At 63.8% G+C, this 15,172-nt stretch carries 13 protein-coding genes and 2 tRNA genes; 11 read left to right on the top strand and 4 right to left on the bottom strand.

Features of this window, described 5'->3' with window-relative positions; all coding sequences use genetic code 11:
- The first annotated feature begins 104 nt into the window (after positions 1–104).
- The 3 genes from metG (at position 105) to ACSKT0_RS16180 (ending at position 4,187) form a co-directional block, all read left to right on the top strand.
- Positions 105–1,664, top strand: coding sequence for a methionine--tRNA ligase (gene metG, locus ACSKT0_RS16190; protein ID WP_437770702.1), 1,560 nt, complete (start codon positions 105–107; stop codon positions 1,662–1,664).
- Between the two features lie 211 nt (positions 1,665–1,875).
- Positions 1,876–2,940, top strand: coding sequence for a 3-isopropylmalate dehydrogenase (locus ACSKT0_RS16185; protein WP_437770701.1), 1,065 nt, complete (start codon positions 1,876–1,878; stop codon positions 2,938–2,940).
- Positions 2,941–3,074: 134 nt separating this feature from the next.
- Positions 3,075–4,187, top strand: coding sequence for a branched-chain amino acid aminotransferase (locus tag ACSKT0_RS16180; protein WP_437770700.1), 1,113 nt, complete (start codon positions 3,075–3,077; stop codon positions 4,185–4,187).
- A 172-nt stretch (positions 4,188–4,359) separates the two neighbouring features.
- Here ACSKT0_RS16180 and ACSKT0_RS16175 read toward each other — a convergent pair whose 3' ends face one another.
- Complete coding sequence (locus ACSKT0_RS16175) at positions 4,360–5,049, bottom strand: SGNH/GDSL hydrolase family protein (protein WP_437774051.1); 690 nt, start codon at positions 5,047–5,049, stop codon at positions 4,360–4,362.
- 182 nt (positions 5,050–5,231) lie between these two features.
- Between ACSKT0_RS16175 and ACSKT0_RS16170 the strand changes: the two genes are divergently transcribed.
- The 4 genes from ACSKT0_RS16170 (at position 5,232) to ACSKT0_RS16155 (ending at position 9,176) form a co-directional block, all read left to right on the top strand.
- Complete coding sequence (locus ACSKT0_RS16170) at positions 5,232–6,014, top strand: MBL fold metallo-hydrolase (protein ID WP_437770699.1); 783 nt, start codon at positions 5,232–5,234, stop codon at positions 6,012–6,014.
- A 57-nt stretch (positions 6,015–6,071) separates the two neighbouring features.
- A complete protein-coding gene (locus ACSKT0_RS16165; protein WP_241707477.1) occupies positions 6,072–6,848 on the top strand; it encodes a fumarylacetoacetate hydrolase family protein in 777 nt (258 codons plus the stop codon).
- A gap of 87 nt (positions 6,849–6,935) precedes the next feature.
- The gene (gltX, locus tag ACSKT0_RS16160) at positions 6,936–8,450 is read left to right on the top strand and encodes a glutamate--tRNA ligase (protein ID WP_437770698.1); all 1,515 of its coding nucleotides are present in this window, start codon (positions 6,936–6,938) and stop codon (positions 8,448–8,450) included.
- Between the two features lie 12 nt (positions 8,451–8,462).
- Positions 8,463–9,176, top strand: coding sequence for an HAD family hydrolase (locus ACSKT0_RS16155; RefSeq protein ID WP_437770697.1), 714 nt, complete (start codon positions 8,463–8,465; stop codon positions 9,174–9,176).
- An 11-nt stretch (positions 9,177–9,187) separates the two neighbouring features.
- On the opposite strand, the gene ACSKT0_RS16150 is transcribed toward ACSKT0_RS16155, so the two are convergent.
- Positions 9,188–10,651 carry a hypothetical protein gene (locus ACSKT0_RS16150; protein ID WP_437770696.1) on the bottom strand — a complete coding sequence of 488 codons (1,464 nt, stop codon included), beginning with the start codon at positions 10,649–10,651 and terminating at the stop codon, positions 9,188–9,190.
- A 342-nt stretch (positions 10,652–10,993) separates the two neighbouring features.
- On the opposite strand from ACSKT0_RS16150, the gene ACSKT0_RS16145 reads away from it, so the two are divergent.
- Together ACSKT0_RS16145 and ACSKT0_RS16140 are read left to right on the top strand one after the other, a co-directional pair.
- A tRNA-Gln gene (locus tag ACSKT0_RS16145) sits at positions 10,994–11,065 on the top strand.
- Between the two features lie 139 nt (positions 11,066–11,204).
- Positions 11,205–11,277 (top strand) — tRNA-Glu (locus tag ACSKT0_RS16140).
- Positions 11,278–11,470: 193 nt separating this feature from the next.
- Here the strand turns inward: ACSKT0_RS16140 and ACSKT0_RS16135 are convergent.
- Complete coding sequence (locus ACSKT0_RS16135; RefSeq protein ID WP_437770695.1) at positions 11,471–12,028, bottom strand: DUF1697 domain-containing protein; 558 nt, start codon at positions 12,026–12,028, stop codon at positions 11,471–11,473.
- Positions 12,029–12,086: 58 nt separating this feature from the next.
- Positions 12,087–12,806, bottom strand: a complete 720-nt coding sequence (locus tag ACSKT0_RS16130) for an IclR family transcriptional regulator (protein ID WP_437770694.1) — start codon at positions 12,804–12,806, stop codon at positions 12,087–12,089.
- 112 nt (positions 12,807–12,918) lie between these two features.
- Here ACSKT0_RS16130 and leuC point away from each other — a divergent pair, with 112 nt between their 5' ends.
- A complete protein-coding gene (leuC, locus tag ACSKT0_RS16125; protein ID WP_437770693.1) occupies positions 12,919–14,373 on the top strand; it encodes a 3-isopropylmalate dehydratase large subunit in 1,455 nt (484 codons plus the stop codon).
- A 9-nt stretch (positions 14,374–14,382) separates the two neighbouring features.
- Positions 14,383–14,985, top strand: coding sequence for a 3-isopropylmalate dehydratase small subunit (gene leuD, locus ACSKT0_RS16120; protein ID WP_078108589.1), 603 nt, complete (start codon positions 14,383–14,385; stop codon positions 14,983–14,985).
- Positions 14,986–15,172 lie beyond the last annotated feature (187 nt).

Raw genomic sequence — 15,172 nt, 5'->3', positions numbered from 1 at the left:
CGGCCAGGGAACCCTGGCGGCGTGGGCCCCCCGGTGCTTCCGGACCGGCCGTCACATGCCGCCGGTCCGGTCTTTCCATCTCCAAGAGAAGGTAACTTCGTAGAGTGACGTCTCCACATAAACCCCCGTTCTACATCACCACCGCCATTACGTACCCGAACGGCGAGCCGCATATCGGGCATGCCTACGAGTACATTGCCACCGATGCGATGGCCCGGTTCAAGCGCCTCGACGGCTATGACGTGATGTTCCTGACCGGTACGGACGAGCACGGCATGAAGATTGCCCAGGCGGCGGAGAAGGAAGGCATCTCGCCCAAGGAACTCGTGGACCGGAATGCCGAAATCTACAAGGCCGCCCACGCTGCCTTGGGCATCTCCTACGACCGCTTCATCCGCACGACGGACGCCGATCACTACGCCGCTTCGCAAGCCATCTGGAAGAAGATGGAAGCCAAGGGGGACATTTACCTGTCCAAGTACGAGGGCTGGTACTCCGTCCGCGACGAGGCTTACTACACCGAGGACGAGACCGTCCTGAAGGACGACGGCGTCCGCTACTCGCGCGGTACTGACACCGAAGTGACGTGGACCGCGGAGGAGAGCTACTTCTTCCGCTTGTCCTCCTACCAGGACAAGTTGCTGGCCTTGTACGAGGGGCAACCGGAATTCGGCGCTCCCCAGTACCGCTTCAACGAGGTCATCAGCTTCGTCAAGCAGGGCCTTCAGGACTTGTCCATCAGCCGCACGACTTTCGACTGGGGCGTCCCGGTCCCGGGGAACGACAAACACGTCATGTACGTGTGGGTCGATGCCCTGACCAATTACTTGACGGGGGTCGGCTACCCGGACGCCGAATCGGAGGCGTTCCGGAAGTTCTGGCCCGCGGACGTCCACGTCATCGGCAAGGACATCTCACGGTTCCATGCGATCTTCTGGCCGGCCTTCCTGATGAGCGCCGGCCTGGAACTGCCGAAGCGCGTCATGATCCATGGCTTCCTGACCAACAATGGCGTCAAGATGTCCAAGTCCCTCGGCAACGTGGTGGCCCCTAAGGACTTCGTGGAGCAGTACGGCCTGGACCAGGTGCGCTTCTTCTTCCTCCGCGAAGTGCCCTTCGGTGCCGACGGCAGCTACAACCACGAGGCGATCGTGGGCCGCATGAACGCAGACCTCGCCAACAACTTCGGCAACCTGGCACAGCGTTCGCTGTCCATGGTGGCGAAGAACTGCGAAGGCAAGGTTCCGGTTCCGGGCGATTTCTCGGCGGAGGACACCGCGCTGCTGGCCCAGGCCACCGGACTGCTGGACGTGGCCCGCACCGCTTTCGAGAAGCAAGAGTTCAGCCGTGCCCTCGAGGCAATCTGGGCCGTGCTGGGTGACACCAACGCGTACTTCGCCGAGCAGGCCCCGTGGGTTCTGCGCAAGACCGACGTCGAGCGCATGAACACCGTCCTGTACGTCACCCTGGAGGTTGTCCGCATCGTGGCGATCCTCGTCCAGCCGGTCATGCCGACGTCGGCGGCCAAGCTGCTTGAGGTCCTGGGACAGCCGGAAGGGGAGGCCCGCCAGTTCGCGGCCATCGCGACGCCGATCGTCCCCGGCACGGAACTCCCGGCCCCGGCCCCGGTGTTCCCGCGTTACGAGGAGCCCGCCGAGTCATAGACGCCCGCTCACATATATGGTGCGGGACGCAAACGCTCCTTTAGATCTGACCCGTCAGCCGGGCAGATCTAAAGGAGCGATTGTTTTGCCCGCTCATATGTGAGCGGGGATCGACGAAAATGCCATATATGTGAGCGAGCGTCGGAGGGGAGAGCGTTCAAATGGTGAGACGATTTTGACCAATATGTGGATGCGTTGGCAGTCTGAAAACATGAGCGCAACGCAACCCGCCGCAACGATCAACCTGGCTGTCATTCCCGGCGACGGCATTGGCCCCGAAGTTATTGCCGAAGCCCTCAAGGTCCTGGAAAAAGTCGTCGCCGAAGAAGGCGTCACCTTGGAACAGACTGAATACAAGCTCGGAGCCCAGCACTGGCTTGAGACCGGCGAAACGCTCCCGGATGAGGTCCTGGCCGATCTGCGCACCCGCGATGCCATCCTCTTCGGCGCTGTCGGTGCGGCCCCGGGGGACACCCGCATTCCTTCCGGGATCATTGAACGCGAGATGCTGCTGAAGCTCCGCTTCAGTCTGGACCACTTTGTGAACCTGCGCCCCTCGCGGCTCTACGGCACGGTGGGCAGCCCGCTGGCCAACCCTGGCAACATCGATTTCATCGTTGTCCGCGAAGGCACCGAGGGTCCGTACGTCGGCAACGGCGGTACGTTGCGCGGTGGCACCCCCCACGAGGTTGCCACCGAAGTGTCGCTCAACACGGCCCACGGCGTCGAGCGCGTCGTCCGGGACGCCTTCCGCCGCGCCAGTGAGCGTCCCCGCAAGCACGTCACCCTCGTGCACAAGCACAATGTCCTGGTCTTCGCAGGCCACTTGTGGAAGCGCACCGTCGAGGCCGTGGCCAAGGAATTCCCCGAGGTCACCCACGACTACCTGCACATCGACGCCGCGACGATCTTCATGGTCACCGACCCCTCTCGTTTCGACGTGATCGTCACCGACAACCTCTTCGGCGACATCATCACTGACCTCGCCGCGGCCATCACCGGCGGCATCGGTCTGGCAGCCTCGGGCAACATCAACATGGACCGCACCGCGCCCTCCATGTTCGAACCCGTCCACGGCTCCGCGCCGGATATCGCCGGACAGCAAAAAGCGGATCCGACCGCCGCCATCTTGTCCGCGGCCCTGTTGCTGGACCACCTCGGCTACACGACCGCCGCCCGCAGGATCGAGGCCGCCGTCGTCGCTGACATCGAAAGCCGCAATGGCGAGAGCCGCAGTACCGCGGCCATCGGCGACGCCATCACCGCCGCACTTTAGGGTCTGTACTGGCACTTTAGGGTCTGTACCCGGGCGTAAGCTTTACTTGAATTATTTACTGCTGCCGTGGTCCGTCGCTGAACCATATCCTCCAAGAGATGGTTCGCTCTGCCTGGTAGCCGACTGGAGGAAACATGACTCAGACTGCCCACGGCGTCGAATTCAGCCAGCAGCTCTCGGAGACCCCGAAGTCTGCTGAGGAGCGTGCAGCTATCCTGGCAAACCCGGGATTTGGCGACTACTTCACCGACAACACCGTCATTGTCGACTACAGCGTTGACACCGAGGGCAAGGGCGGCTGGCACAGTGCCCGCGTCGAGGCCTACGGACCGATTTCGCTTGATCCTTCGGCGGCAGTGCTGCACTACGGCCAGGAGATCTTTGAAGGGCTGAAGGCATACCGCCATGCAGACGGTTCCGTTTGGACGTTCCGTCCCGAGGCCAATGCCGCCCGGTTGAACAAGTCGGCCCGTCGCTTGGCCCTCCCGGAACTGCCCGAGGAATACTTCCTCGGTGCCATCCGCGAACTCGTGCAAGCGGACAAGGAATGGGTTCCGTCCGGCGACGGCGAAGCCCTGTACTTGCGCCCGTTCATGATCGCGACGGAAGCGTTCCTCGGTGTCCGCGCCGCCCGCGAGGTGTCCTTCCGGGTCATCGCGTCTCCGGCCGGCAACTACTTCGGCGGCGAGCTCAAGCCGGTATCCATCTGGATCTCCCGTGAATACGCGCGTGCCGGCCGTGGCGGAACCGGTGCAGCCAAGTGTGGTGGAAACTACGCCGCATCCCTGATTGCCCAGATGGAAGCCGAGGAGAACGGCTGCAAGCAGGTCCTCTTCCTGGACCACTTCAACGACGACGCCGTCGAGGAACTCGGGGGCATGAACGTCTTCTTCGTCATGAAGGACGGCTCACTCGTCACCCCGGCACTCACCGGAACCATCCTCGAAGGTGTGACCCGTTCTTCCGTCATCCAGGTGGCGAAGGACATGGGCCGCGAGGTTTCCGAGCGCAAGATCACCCTCGCTGAATGGCGCGACGGTGTGGCCTCCGGCGAAATCGCCGAGGTCTTCGCTTGCGGAACCGCGGCCGTCATCACGCCCATCGGCGTGCTCAAGGACAAGACCGAGTTCATCGGCTCCGAGGATGCCAAGGCGGGCGAAACCACCATGGCCATCCGCGAGCAGTTGCTCGGCATTCAGACCGGAACGGTCGAGGACAAGCACGGCTGGCTCACCCGCCTGGCCTAAGTCCCCACCGGCTCCCAAGCCTCGCAAGCTCGGCTCGGGTCCCTCGCCGGCGTGGGCCCTACCGGCTCCCAAGCCTCCCAAGCTCGGCTCGGGTCCCTCGCCGGCGTGGGCCCTGTCTTGGAAAATGCCCGACGGCGGCCTCCCACTTTGGTGGGCGGGTCGCCGTCGCCGTTTAACCAGCGACCGGGGTGCTCCCGGGGCTGGCTTGCTGGATCCTCGGTCCGATGAGCGCTTCCATTTTGGCCTGCAGATACTGCTGGCCGGCCACGGACGGGTGATCGCCGTCGGGACCAATGAGGTCCGAGGCATCGTCCATGATCCAGCCGAGGTCGATCGGATCGATGAAATCGGCCCCGGCTTTCAGGGCAGCGGCTTTGTCCTGGTCGCGGATGTCGAGCCTTTCCGCCTCGGGGGTGCGCGTATACGAAGGCGGCCCTATCACCAGGATGTCGGCTTGCGGAGCGCGGGCCTTGACTGAGGCGAACGCCCGTGCAGCCGCAGCCTCGGTTTCTCCGGGGGAGGTGCCCATGTCATTTTCGGACCCAAAGAACAGCACCACGCGGGTCCCGTCGGTTACCGCCGCGTCCACTTGGGAACCGAAGGTCGATCCGTCTTCGCCAACGCTGACATAGCCGCTGCCATCATGCGCGGCATTGACGATGGTCGCCTGGAACCGTTGGAAACCGGGATCGTTCCTCACCAGGTTGGGCCAGGCCTCGTCAGGGGAAGTGCCGCGACCCGTGCTGAGGGAGTCTCCGATGATCACTATGGTGGGCGGGCCCACGGCGGATCGGGGTCCGGTGGCGGAGAAACAGGCGCTGAGGACCGCGAGGACGGAGAGGCAGACGGCGGCGATCGCCATCGTCGTCAAGAGAGGATTTCGTCGGGTGTGATTCCGCAACAAACCGACTCCTCCTCCGCAACTGTCCACATGTATCCGTCCCGGTTCCTTGGCACCATGCTACGTCGTGTGCCGTTCCTGCCTCTTGGAACCGGGTTTCCCGTTGCCGGGTCCGGCTCATTGGCGTGTGCCAAGATGGAGAAGTGAATCCGGTCAATGACGCCACTTTCCAGAACAGCAGTCCCCTCACCCGATCGTTGCTCGCTCCCAATCCGGGTCCGATGAGCCTCGACGGCACCAACTCGTACGTCATTGCCGCGCCGGACGCTCCCGGAGTCGTCGTCGTCGATCCCGGGCCGCTCGACGAATCGCACCTAGCGGCCCTGGCCGCCGCGGGATCCGTGGAGCTCGTTCTCATCACCCATCGCCACAAGGACCATACCGAGGCCTCTGCGCGCTTCCACGAAATCACCGGCGCACCTGTCCGCGCGGCGGATCCGGCGCACTGCCACGGAGGCGAACCGTTGCGGGGTGGCGAGGTCATCGAGGCTGCAGGTGTCGAGATCCGCGTGCTTGCCACGCCGGGCCATACTTCGGACTCAGTCTGCTTCCACCTTCCCGGCGACGGACCCGATGGCTCTGTGCTCACGGGCGACACCATCCTGGGACGCGGAACCACGGTCCTGGACTATCCCGATGGACGGCTGGGGGATTACCTCCCCAGCCTCGACATACTCGAAAGCCTCGGCCCCGCAACACTGTTGCCCGCTCACGGTCCCGTGCTGCCGGCCGTCGACGTCGTATGCCGCGAGTACCGGGCTCACAGGGAGATGCGACTGGACCAGATCCGCGAAGCACTCGCGCGGCTCGGGCCCCAAGCCGGGGTCCAGGCCGTCACCGACGCGGTGTATCCCGACGTCGATCCTTCCGTGCGGTGGGCCGCTGAAACGTCGGTGGCGGCGCAACTGGACTATCTGCGAGGCTAGCGGGCGTCCACCACAGTGCGCGCGTGGTGGCCGCCGGCGGGCGGTACGCTAGAAACCATGCGTATCGCCCGGTTTGTTGTTGATTCTGATCCCGTCTACGGCGTCGTCGAAGGTGAGCCCGGCAGTGAAGTCATCACTGTCATCCACGGCGACCCCTTCTTCAACGGCGTTGAGCGGACCTCGGTCCGCCACAAGCTGGAGGACGTGCGCCTGCTGGCACCGATCATTCCGCGCAGCAAGGTCATTGGCGTCGGACGGAACTTCGCAGAGCACGCCCGGGAACTCGGTAACGAAGTTCCGCAGCACCCCTTGTTGTTCCTGAAGCCGAATACCGCCGTCGTTGGCCCTAACGATCCGATCGTGTTGCCTGAGTTCTCGGAGGAAGTCTCCTTTGAGGCTGAACTCTGCGTTGTCATCGGCCGCATCTGCAAGGATGTGCCCGAAGATCGCGTGGACGATGTCATTTTCGGTTACACCTGCGGAAACGACCTCACGGCCCGCGACGTCCAGAAGACGGACCTGCAGTGGGCGCGTGCCAAGGGCTTTGATACCTCCGCGCCGCTCGGCCCGTGGATCGAGACGGAACTCGACCCCGAGGACCTGGCCATCAAGGGGTGGCTCAATGGTGAGCTCCGCCAGGACGGCAGCACGAACCAGATGATTCGCAGCGTTCGGGAGCTGGTGTCCATCGTTTCGCAGGCTTTCACCCTGCTTCCGGGTGATGTCATCATGACCGGGACTCCGGCCGGCGTCGGCCTGGTCCAGGAGGGCGACCGCTATGAGATCGAGATCGAAGGCATAGGCCGCTTGTCCAATCCGGTGGTCCGCCGGTAGAGGTTTGGCGGTCCGCCGCGTCAACCGCTTTGCACCCACGGGCACTGGGCTTTCCGTCCTGCGGCACGGGGTAAAGTTGGAACCATTATGACTACTGTTGCTGCGTCGAACTCTGCCGCCATTCCTGCCGTGAACGCTGAAACCCCGGTCCGCGTCCGGTTCTGCCCCTCACCCACGGGAACTCCGCACGTTGGGTTGATCCGTACGGCCCTCTTCAACTGGGCCTACGCACGGCACACCGGTGGCAAACTGGTTTTCCGGATCGAGGACACGGACTCGGCCCGCGACAGCGAGGAGAGCTACCACCAACTGCTTGACGCGTTGAAGTGGCTCGGCATCGACTGGGACGAGGGCGTCGAGGTTGGCGGCCCGCACGAACCGTACCGGCAGTCGCAGCGCAGCGACATGTACCAGGACGTCATCGCCAAGCTCAAAGCCGGCGGTCACATCTATGAGTCGTACTCCACTCCCGAGGAGATCGAGGCACGGCACCGGGCTGCGGGCCGGGATCCGAAGCTCGGGTACGACGGCTTTGACCGCCACGTCACCGAGGAACAGCTCGCCCAGTACAAGGCCGAGGGCCGCAATGCTGTGTTGCGCCTGCGCATGCCGGACGAAGACCTGACCTTCAACGACCTTGTGCGCGGGGAGATCACGTTCAAGGCCGGATCCGTGCCCGACTTCGCCGTGGTGCGCGCCAACGGCGCCCCGCTGTACACGCTCGTGAACCCCGTTGACGACGCACTCATGGGTATCACGCACGTCCTCCGCGGCGAAGACCTGCTCAGCTCCACTCCGCGGCAGATCGCCCTCTACCGGGCCCTCTACGCCATCGGTGTGGCCGAGTACATGCCCGAGTTCGGCCACCTTCCCTACGTCATGGGCCAGGGCAACAAGAAGCTTTCCAAACGCGATCCGGAATCCAGCCTCTTCCTGCACCGTGAACGTGGCTTCATCCGCGAAGGACTGCTCAACTACTTGTCCCTCCTGGGCTGGTCCTTGAGCGCCGACGAGGATATCTTCACCGTGGAGCAGCTCGTGGCCAACTTCGACATCCACGACGTCCTTGGCAACCCGGCGCGCTTCGACATCAAGAAGGCCGAAGCCATCAACGGAACGCACGTGCGCATGCTCACTCCGGAGGACTTCCGTCAGCGGCTCGTTCCGTACCTGCGTGCCGCAGGCTTCGTGGGGGAGATCCTGACTCCGCGCCAGGAAGAGATTCTTGCCGAGTCCGCGCCGCTGATCCAGGAGCGGATCACCCTGCTGGGCGAGGCTCCCGAGATGCTTGCCTTCCTGTTCAAGAACGACGACGCGATCGACGTCGCCGACGACGCCCGCAAGGGACTCCCCGAGAACCTGGGCGAGGTGCTCGACGCCGCGTTGGCTGCGCTCGAACCCCTCGCCGACTGGACAGCAGAAAGCATCCAGGCAGCACTCAAGCAAGCCTTGGTGGAGGATCTTGGGATCAAGCCGCGCCTCGCGTTCGGCCCGGTGCGCACGGCAATCTCCGGCCGCCGCATCTCGCCGCCGCTGTTCGAATCGATGGTCATCCTGGGCAAGGATTCCTCGCTCACCCGCTTGCGCGCGTTCCGCGGCTAGTTCAGGCACTCCGTGATCAGCGCACTTCATGAGTCATTCGGCACGGTCCGGGGTGTCCTGTTCGACATCGACGACACCTTGGTGGACCTTGAGTACGCCATGACCACGGCCCTACGTGACGTGAGCGAACACCTCCTGCCCGGCCTGGACCAGGCCGGGTGGGAGAAGTTCGGACGGATCTTCACGCACGAAACCACGCACTTCTATGACCGGTACCTCGCCGGCGAGTTGACGTTCAACGAGCAGCGCCTCCTGCGGGGCCGTGCGGCCCTGGGGCATTTCGGGGTGGAACTCGGCGGCGAGGACTCCCATACGTGGCTCAATGACTATTCCCGCCTGCAGCCCAGTTATGTCAGGGCCTTCAGCGATGTCCTGCCCGTCCTCGACGCCCTCGACGCCGCGGGCATCCCCTATGGCGCAGTGAGCAACAACGTCCACGACTACCAGCGGGTCAAGCTCGACAGTGCGGGGCTTGCCCGGGTCTCGGTCCTTGTCGGAACGGACACCGTAGGTGTGCCCAAGCCGGACCCCGCCATTTACCTGGAAGGGGTCCGGCGCTTGGGCACCAACCCGGGTGAGACCCTCTTTGTGGGCGACAACCGCCTTCTCGACGCCGAAGGCGCCACTTCCGCCGGATTGCTGGGCATCTGGTTGAACCGCACAGGTGAGCTCGCGTCCGACTTTTCCGGCCGGGAAATAGACGCCTTGACGCGACTGCTCGCCTGAGGCTTCTGCAGCTACGCGCCCAGCCGGAACTTCCGCAGGAAAACGAACGTTCCGACGGAACCCGCCCCCAGGACGCCCACAAGTCCGAGCGCGGTGCCGGTATCCGACTTTTCGGACATGCTCGACGGCGATACCGCCGCAGCTCCCTGATGCAGTTCCGCTGTGCCCGCCGCGATTCGCGCATTTCCGTCCGCGAGTTTTTCGGCACCGGTGGACAACTGGGCTGAGCCCGCGGCCAGTTTGGCATTTCCATCGGACAACTTGGAGGCGCCGGCCGCCAATGCGGTGGAACCGTCCAGGAGACCGGGGGAGGAGGGATCTGCAGGGCTGCCCTTGATGCCCGTCATCAACGAGTCCGTGCCTGCAGCCAAGCGGGATGTTCCGTCCGTCATGCTGGCGGTGGCCTTGAGGAGTCCCGGGTGCTCAGGGTCTCCAGGTACGCCGTCCATGCCCACGCGGATCTTTGCGGTTCCATCGGCGAGCATCTGGGTTCCCAGAACCACGCCGGGGGACGCGGGATCCTGGCTGTTGAGCTTCTGGGCGAGCGTGGCGAAACCGGCCGTCAGCTTTCCGGTCCCTGCCGCGAGCTTCCCGGTGCCGTCTGCGAGCCGTCCGGTGCCATCGTGCAGTTGCGCCGCCCCAGCCGAAAGCTGTCCCGCTCCGGCCTGCAATTGCGAGGCTCCGGCATCGAGGCGATGCGCGCCGTCGTTGAGCGCGTTGATCTGCGCCTTCAGCGTTGCCAGGGGCACCACGCCCTGGATGCCGTTGGCCGCATCGGCGAGCTGCTGGAGTCCTTGGGCCAACGCAGCGGAGCCCGTTCCCTTGGTGGGATCGTCTCCTGCCCCCGGGTAACCTTTGAGCTGATCGGTGCCCGCCGCGAGCCTCGAAGCGCCCGCGTCGAGTTGGGCAGCACCGGCGTTGAGCTGGGCGGCTCCGTTGTTGAGCTGGTTCGCGCCGGTGTTTAGTTGAGTGGCGCCGTCGCCGAGATTGTTTTCAGCGTTGCCGCCCGGCGTCGGGGTCAGCGCCGCGGAAAGCTGTACGGCACCGGCCGCGAGCTGCTGTGCGCCGTCGTCCACCTTGTAGACTCCCGGTGCAAGCTTGGCGTTGACGTCATTCTGGATCTTCACGGCCCCCGTGGCGAGTTTGTCGGCTCCATCCTTCAACTGCTGGGCTCCCGGAGCCAGCTTGGCCTGGATTCCGTTCTGGACTTTCGACGCGCCATCCGCCAGCTTGGCCGCACCTGTCCCGGCTTCCGCAGCTCCACCCGCGAGCCTTGCGGCGCCGTCCTTCAGTTGGCCGGCACCGGCAGACGCCTGGCCGGCGCCGTCATTGAGCTGCGCCGACCCGGCCGCGATCTTCCCAATGACCAAGGTATAGAAGCCAAGGAGCGCGATGAGCAGGAGTGCGAGCACGGCAATAGCGATTATCTGGGCACGGCTTCGTGTTCTGGTGGCAATCGCAGGGTTCGGTGTCATGGGCAATTCCTCTCGATGACTTCCCGACAGCGGCGCTGCTGCCGAGGATCCCCCCATGTGACGCAGCTAACAGGAGATTCGGCCTGCAGCTGCGCCACGAAACAAGTGCGTGGCGTAGGTTACCGATTGGTAACCTACCGAGAGTAAACCTAAGCTCCCCTCGATTGCAAGGGTTTTTTCATGCCGGCATCCACATCGGCGGATCGCTGAGGTGTGCACCAACGTGGACACGGGCGCATGTTCTCGATTTGTGCCCATCGAAAGTCTCGGGTAAAGTAATTACTCGTGCTGAGGGGCACGGAGCGAAGGTTTACGCCTTCGAATCCGGCCTAAAAGCACCAATGGGATATGGTGTAATTGGCAACACTACGGTTTCTGGTACCGTCATTCTAGGTTCGAGTCCTGGTATCCCAGCTCCGAATAATCCACACATTAGTGCGGAAATTCGGGCTTTCGGAACGGTTCGCCGATTTGAAACAAAGTTGAATGTATGAAATACTCATTCAGCTTGAATGCCGGAAACGGCGTTCAAAATGCTGTAATTAGAGTGCAAGGCCCCATCGTATAGCGGCCTAGTACGCTGCCCTCTCACGGCGGTAACGCGGGTTCGAATCCCGCTGGGGTCACAAATCGAGTCCCCCGGAACCAACAGGTTCCGGGGGATTTTTCTTTGCCTCAAGGAAGACCCCAGAACCTTCGTGCGCCGTACCTTTCTCCCCTTGTTCGAGGAGCGAAAGCCCGGGAATGATGCAACTCGCCGCGTCGGAAGCGCTTTCCTATTTCAAAACAGGGGAGAACGCTACTCGTGGCAGCTCATTCTTACTTCTGGAGGGCCTTTGCGGCGTCCCTGACCTTGATGAGCGTGCGCAGGTTCCGGGTGGTGGTGCTCGCCTTGTAGCGGGCCTTTGCCGAGAGCTTGCTGAAGGGGCTGTCCAAGGTCCCTCCCGCCGGGGCAAGCCAAGCCGAGGCTTCGGGACCCAGCCGGACTTGATCGACGCCGCCCTCCCCGGCAGCGCCGAGGGCTGTACCGGCGTCGAATAGTTCGTCCAACATTGCCGCGTCGGAAGCGAGGGTGATGTAGCTGTGCGTCGTTTTGTCGTCGGCCGGATAGGGGCAGGTTTCCACCAGTTCGGCAACCCGCTCGGCGGTCAGGACCACTACCCAGGCGTCATAGCCAAATGCTTCCCTCAAGCACTTTTCAAACTCATCCTTGACTCCCGAGGCGTCGAGCTCGCTCTGGAGCACCACGTTGCCACTGGCCAGCAGGGTCTTGACGTCGGCGAAGGGGTACGCCTTGAGGGCTGCTTTGAGGTCGGCCATCTTGATGTTGATCCCGCCCACGTTGATTCCACGCAGGAACACGGCAAAGCTGTTCATGCGCCTACCCTACCTTCGCCCGTCTCCAGGGAGGCCCCGACGGCAAAACGGGAAGCGCCTAGTCGCTGTTCTTACGCAGGGCTTCAGTCAATACCCGGGCGGCGTTGCAGACGACTTCGGCATGCAGACGTCCCGGCTGGCGGGTCAGGCGCTCGATGGGGCCGGAGATGGACACCGCGGCAATGACGCGGCCGGAAGGGCCGCGCACGGGTGCGGAGACCGAGGCGACTCCAGGCTCGCGTTCGCCGAGGCTCTGGGCCCAGCCCCGGCGTCGTACTCCTGCCAGGACGGTCGGCGTGAACCGGGCGTTCTGAAGTCCGTCCAGGAGGCGGTCGTGGTCTTCCCACGCCAGCAGGATCTGGGCGGCGGAGCCGGCCTTCATGGAGAGTTGGGTGCCCACGGGAATAGTGTCCCGCAGGCCGATGGGACGTTCGGCAGAGGCAACGCAGACGCGCCAGTCGCCCTGGCGTCGGAAGATCTGGGCGCTCTCTCCCGTGGCGTCGCGCAACTGGATCAAGACCGGGCCCGCAGAAGCGATGAGCCGGTCTTCGCCGGCCGCCGAAGCAAGCTCAACAAGGCGGCTGCCGAGGACGAAGCGGCCTTGGATATCACGGCTCACGAGGCGGTGGTGGACGAGCGCCAGCGCGAGCCGGTGCACCGTGGGGCGGGCCAAGCCTGTTGCTGCCACAAGTTGAGCCAAGGTGGTTGGCCCCGCCTCAAGTGCGTCGAGCACCTGGGCCGCTTTATCGATGACGCCGACTCCACTAGAATTGTCCATGTAATGATATTGCCGTCTCAATATCTGAGATGCAAGTTGTTTCACTGGCGCAGTTCGGATCGCTGATGTTCAGTGGAAGTAGTCAAGCCAACCGCAGTGAAGGGAGCAGGCCGTGGGAAAGACACTGGCCGAGAAAGTTTGGGATGCGCACGTGGTGCGCAAGGGCGAAGGCGAAGGTGCCAACGCCCAGCCCGATCTTCTGTTCATCGACCTGCACCTCGTGCATGAGGTGACCTCCCCGCAGGCCTTCGAGGGTTTGCGGCTGGCCGGGCGCCCCTTGCGCCGCCCCGACCTCACCATCGCCACGGAAGACCACAACACGCCGACCCTGGACATCGACAAGCCGATCGCCGATCTGACCAGCCGTACGCAGATCCAGACTCTGCGCAACAACTGCAAGGAGTTCGGAGTCCGCCTGCACTCGCTCGGCGACGCCGAACAAGGCATTGTGCACGTCGTCGGCCCGCAGCTGGGCCTCACCCAGCCCGGCATGACGGTAGTCTGCGGCGATTCGCACACCTCGACCCACGGCGCTTTCGGAGCGCTCGCCATGGGTATCGGCACCTCCGAGGTGGAACACGTCATGGCCACCCAGACGCTGTCCCTCAAGCCGTTCAAGACCATGGCCATCAACGTTGAAGGCACCCTGCGCCCGGGCGTTTCAGCGAAGGACATCATCCTGGCCGTCATCGCCAAGATCGGTACCGGCGGCGGCCAGGGCTACGTCCTGGAATACCGTGGATCGGCCATCCGGGCGCTCTCCATGGATGCCCGCATGACTATCTGCAACATGTCAATCGAAGCCGGTGCCCGCGCCGGCCTCGTGGCTCCGGACCAGACGACCTACGACTACATGTACGGCCGGCCGCACGCCCCGCAGGGGGAAGAGTGGGATGCCGCCGTCGAATACTGGAACACGCTGCACACCGACGACGACGCTGCTTTCGACGTCGAGGTGGACCTCGACGCCGATACCTTGGAGCCGTTCGTGACCTGGGGGACCAACCCGGGACAGGGTATTTCGCTCAATGAAGCGGTACCGTTCCCCGAAGATTTCGGTGACGAGAACGCCAAACTGGCGGCCGAGCGCGCGCTGCAGTACATGGGCCTCGAAGCCGGCACGCCCATGAAGGACATTCGGGTGGACACTGTCTTCCTCGGATCCTGCACCAACTCCCGCATCGAGGATCTCCGTGCCGCCGCCGATGTCATCCGCGGTCGGGAAAAGGACCCGAAGGTTCGGATGCTGGTGGTTCCCGGCTCGGCACGCGTCCGCCTCGAGGCCGAAGCAGAGGGCCTGGACAAGGTGTTCAAGGAATTCGGCGCTGAATGGCGCTTTGCCGGCTGCTCCATGTGCCTGGGCATGAATCCGGACCAGCTGGAACCGGGGGAGCGCTGCGCATCCACCTCGAACCGCAACTTCGAAGGACGCCAGGGCAAGGGCGGCCGCACCCACTTGGTTTCGCCGGTCGTCGCCGCAGCCACCGCAGTACGCGGAACGCTGAGCTCGCCTTCGGACCTGGAGCCCGCCTCTGTTTCCGCATCCACCACCACCGACGCCGCCTAGGAGGACCCCATGGAAAAGTTCACCACCCACACCGGCATCGGTGTCCCGCTGCGCCAGAGCAATGTGGACACGGACCAGATCATTCCAGCGGTCTACCTGAAGCGGATCACGCGTACCGGTTTCGAAGACGCGCTGTTCTCAGCATGGCGCAAGGACCCGTCCTTCATCCTGAACCAGGAACCGTTCAACGCCGGCTCCGTGCTTGTGGCTGGACCCGATTTCGGTACCGGCTCATCCCGCGAGCACGCAGTCTGGGCACTGAAGGACTACGGGTTCAAAGCCGTGCTGTCCTCGCGGTTCGCGGATATTTTCCGCGGCAACTCGGGAAAGCAAGGCCTCCTGGCGGCGGAGCTCGCCCAGGACGACATCGAGCTCATCTGGAAAGTCCTCGAAAACGCGCCCGGCACCGAAGTCAAGGTGGACCTCGTGTCCAAGACCGTTGAGTGCGGAAACGTCGTGGCACCCTTCGAGATCGATGACTACACTCGTTGGCGACTCCTGGAAGGCCTGGATGACATCGGACTGACGCTCCAGCACGAGGAAGACATCACGGCCTACGAGGCCACAAGGCCTTCCTTCAAGCCGAAAACCCTCCCCGCGCGAATCCAGTAGATCAGCCGAAGAGGACCTGAGGCTGCCTGAGTAGCTTTTGCACCCTGAAAGGACCGGCGCACCCGAATGAACGGGTGCGCCGGTCCTTTTCGTGTGCGTGGCACCGCATCTGGTGGCCAGCCCGTGGTCGTCGTTCGGGTTGGAATGGGGAGTTATCCATGGATCGGGCACGAACGCGGGGTCACTT

Source organism: Arthrobacter sp. KNU40, assembly GCF_051515115.1.
Taxonomy (GTDB): Bacteria; Actinomycetota; Actinomycetes; order Actinomycetales; family Micrococcaceae; genus Arthrobacter.
The sequence above is the reverse complement of the archived record's forward strand: the minus strand, read 5'-3'. Positions and strand labels throughout refer to the sequence as shown.

Coding starts and splice junctions, on each gene's coding strand:
- ACSKT0_RS16180 (WP_437770700.1), top strand. CDS start 3,075: ATGACTCAGACTGCCCACGGCGTCGAATTCAGCCAGCAGCTCTCGGAG.
- ACSKT0_RS16135 (WP_437770695.1), bottom strand. CDS start 12,028: ATGAACAGCTTTGCCGTGTTCCTGCGTGGAATCAACGTGGGCGGGATC.
- gltX (WP_437770698.1), top strand. CDS start 6,936: ATGACTACTGTTGCTGCGTCGAACTCTGCCGCCATTCCTGCCGTGAAC.
- ACSKT0_RS16130 (WP_437770694.1), bottom strand. CDS start 12,806: ATGGACAATTCTAGTGGAGTCGGCGTCATCGATAAAGCGGCCCAGGTG.
- ACSKT0_RS16165 (WP_241707477.1), top strand. CDS start 6,072: ATGCGTATCGCCCGGTTTGTTGTTGATTCTGATCCCGTCTACGGCGTC.
- ACSKT0_RS16150 (WP_437770696.1), bottom strand. CDS start 10,651: ATGACACCGAACCCTGCGATTGCCACCAGAACACGAAGCCGTGCCCAG.
- ACSKT0_RS16175 (WP_437774051.1), bottom strand. CDS start 5,049: ATGGCGATCGCCGCCGTCTGCCTCTCCGTCCTCGCGGTCCTCAGCGCC.
- leuD (WP_078108589.1), top strand. CDS start 14,383: ATGGAAAAGTTCACCACCCACACCGGCATCGGTGTCCCGCTGCGCCAG.
- ACSKT0_RS16185 (WP_437770701.1), top strand. CDS start 1,876: ATGAGCGCAACGCAACCCGCCGCAACGATCAACCTGGCTGTCATTCCC.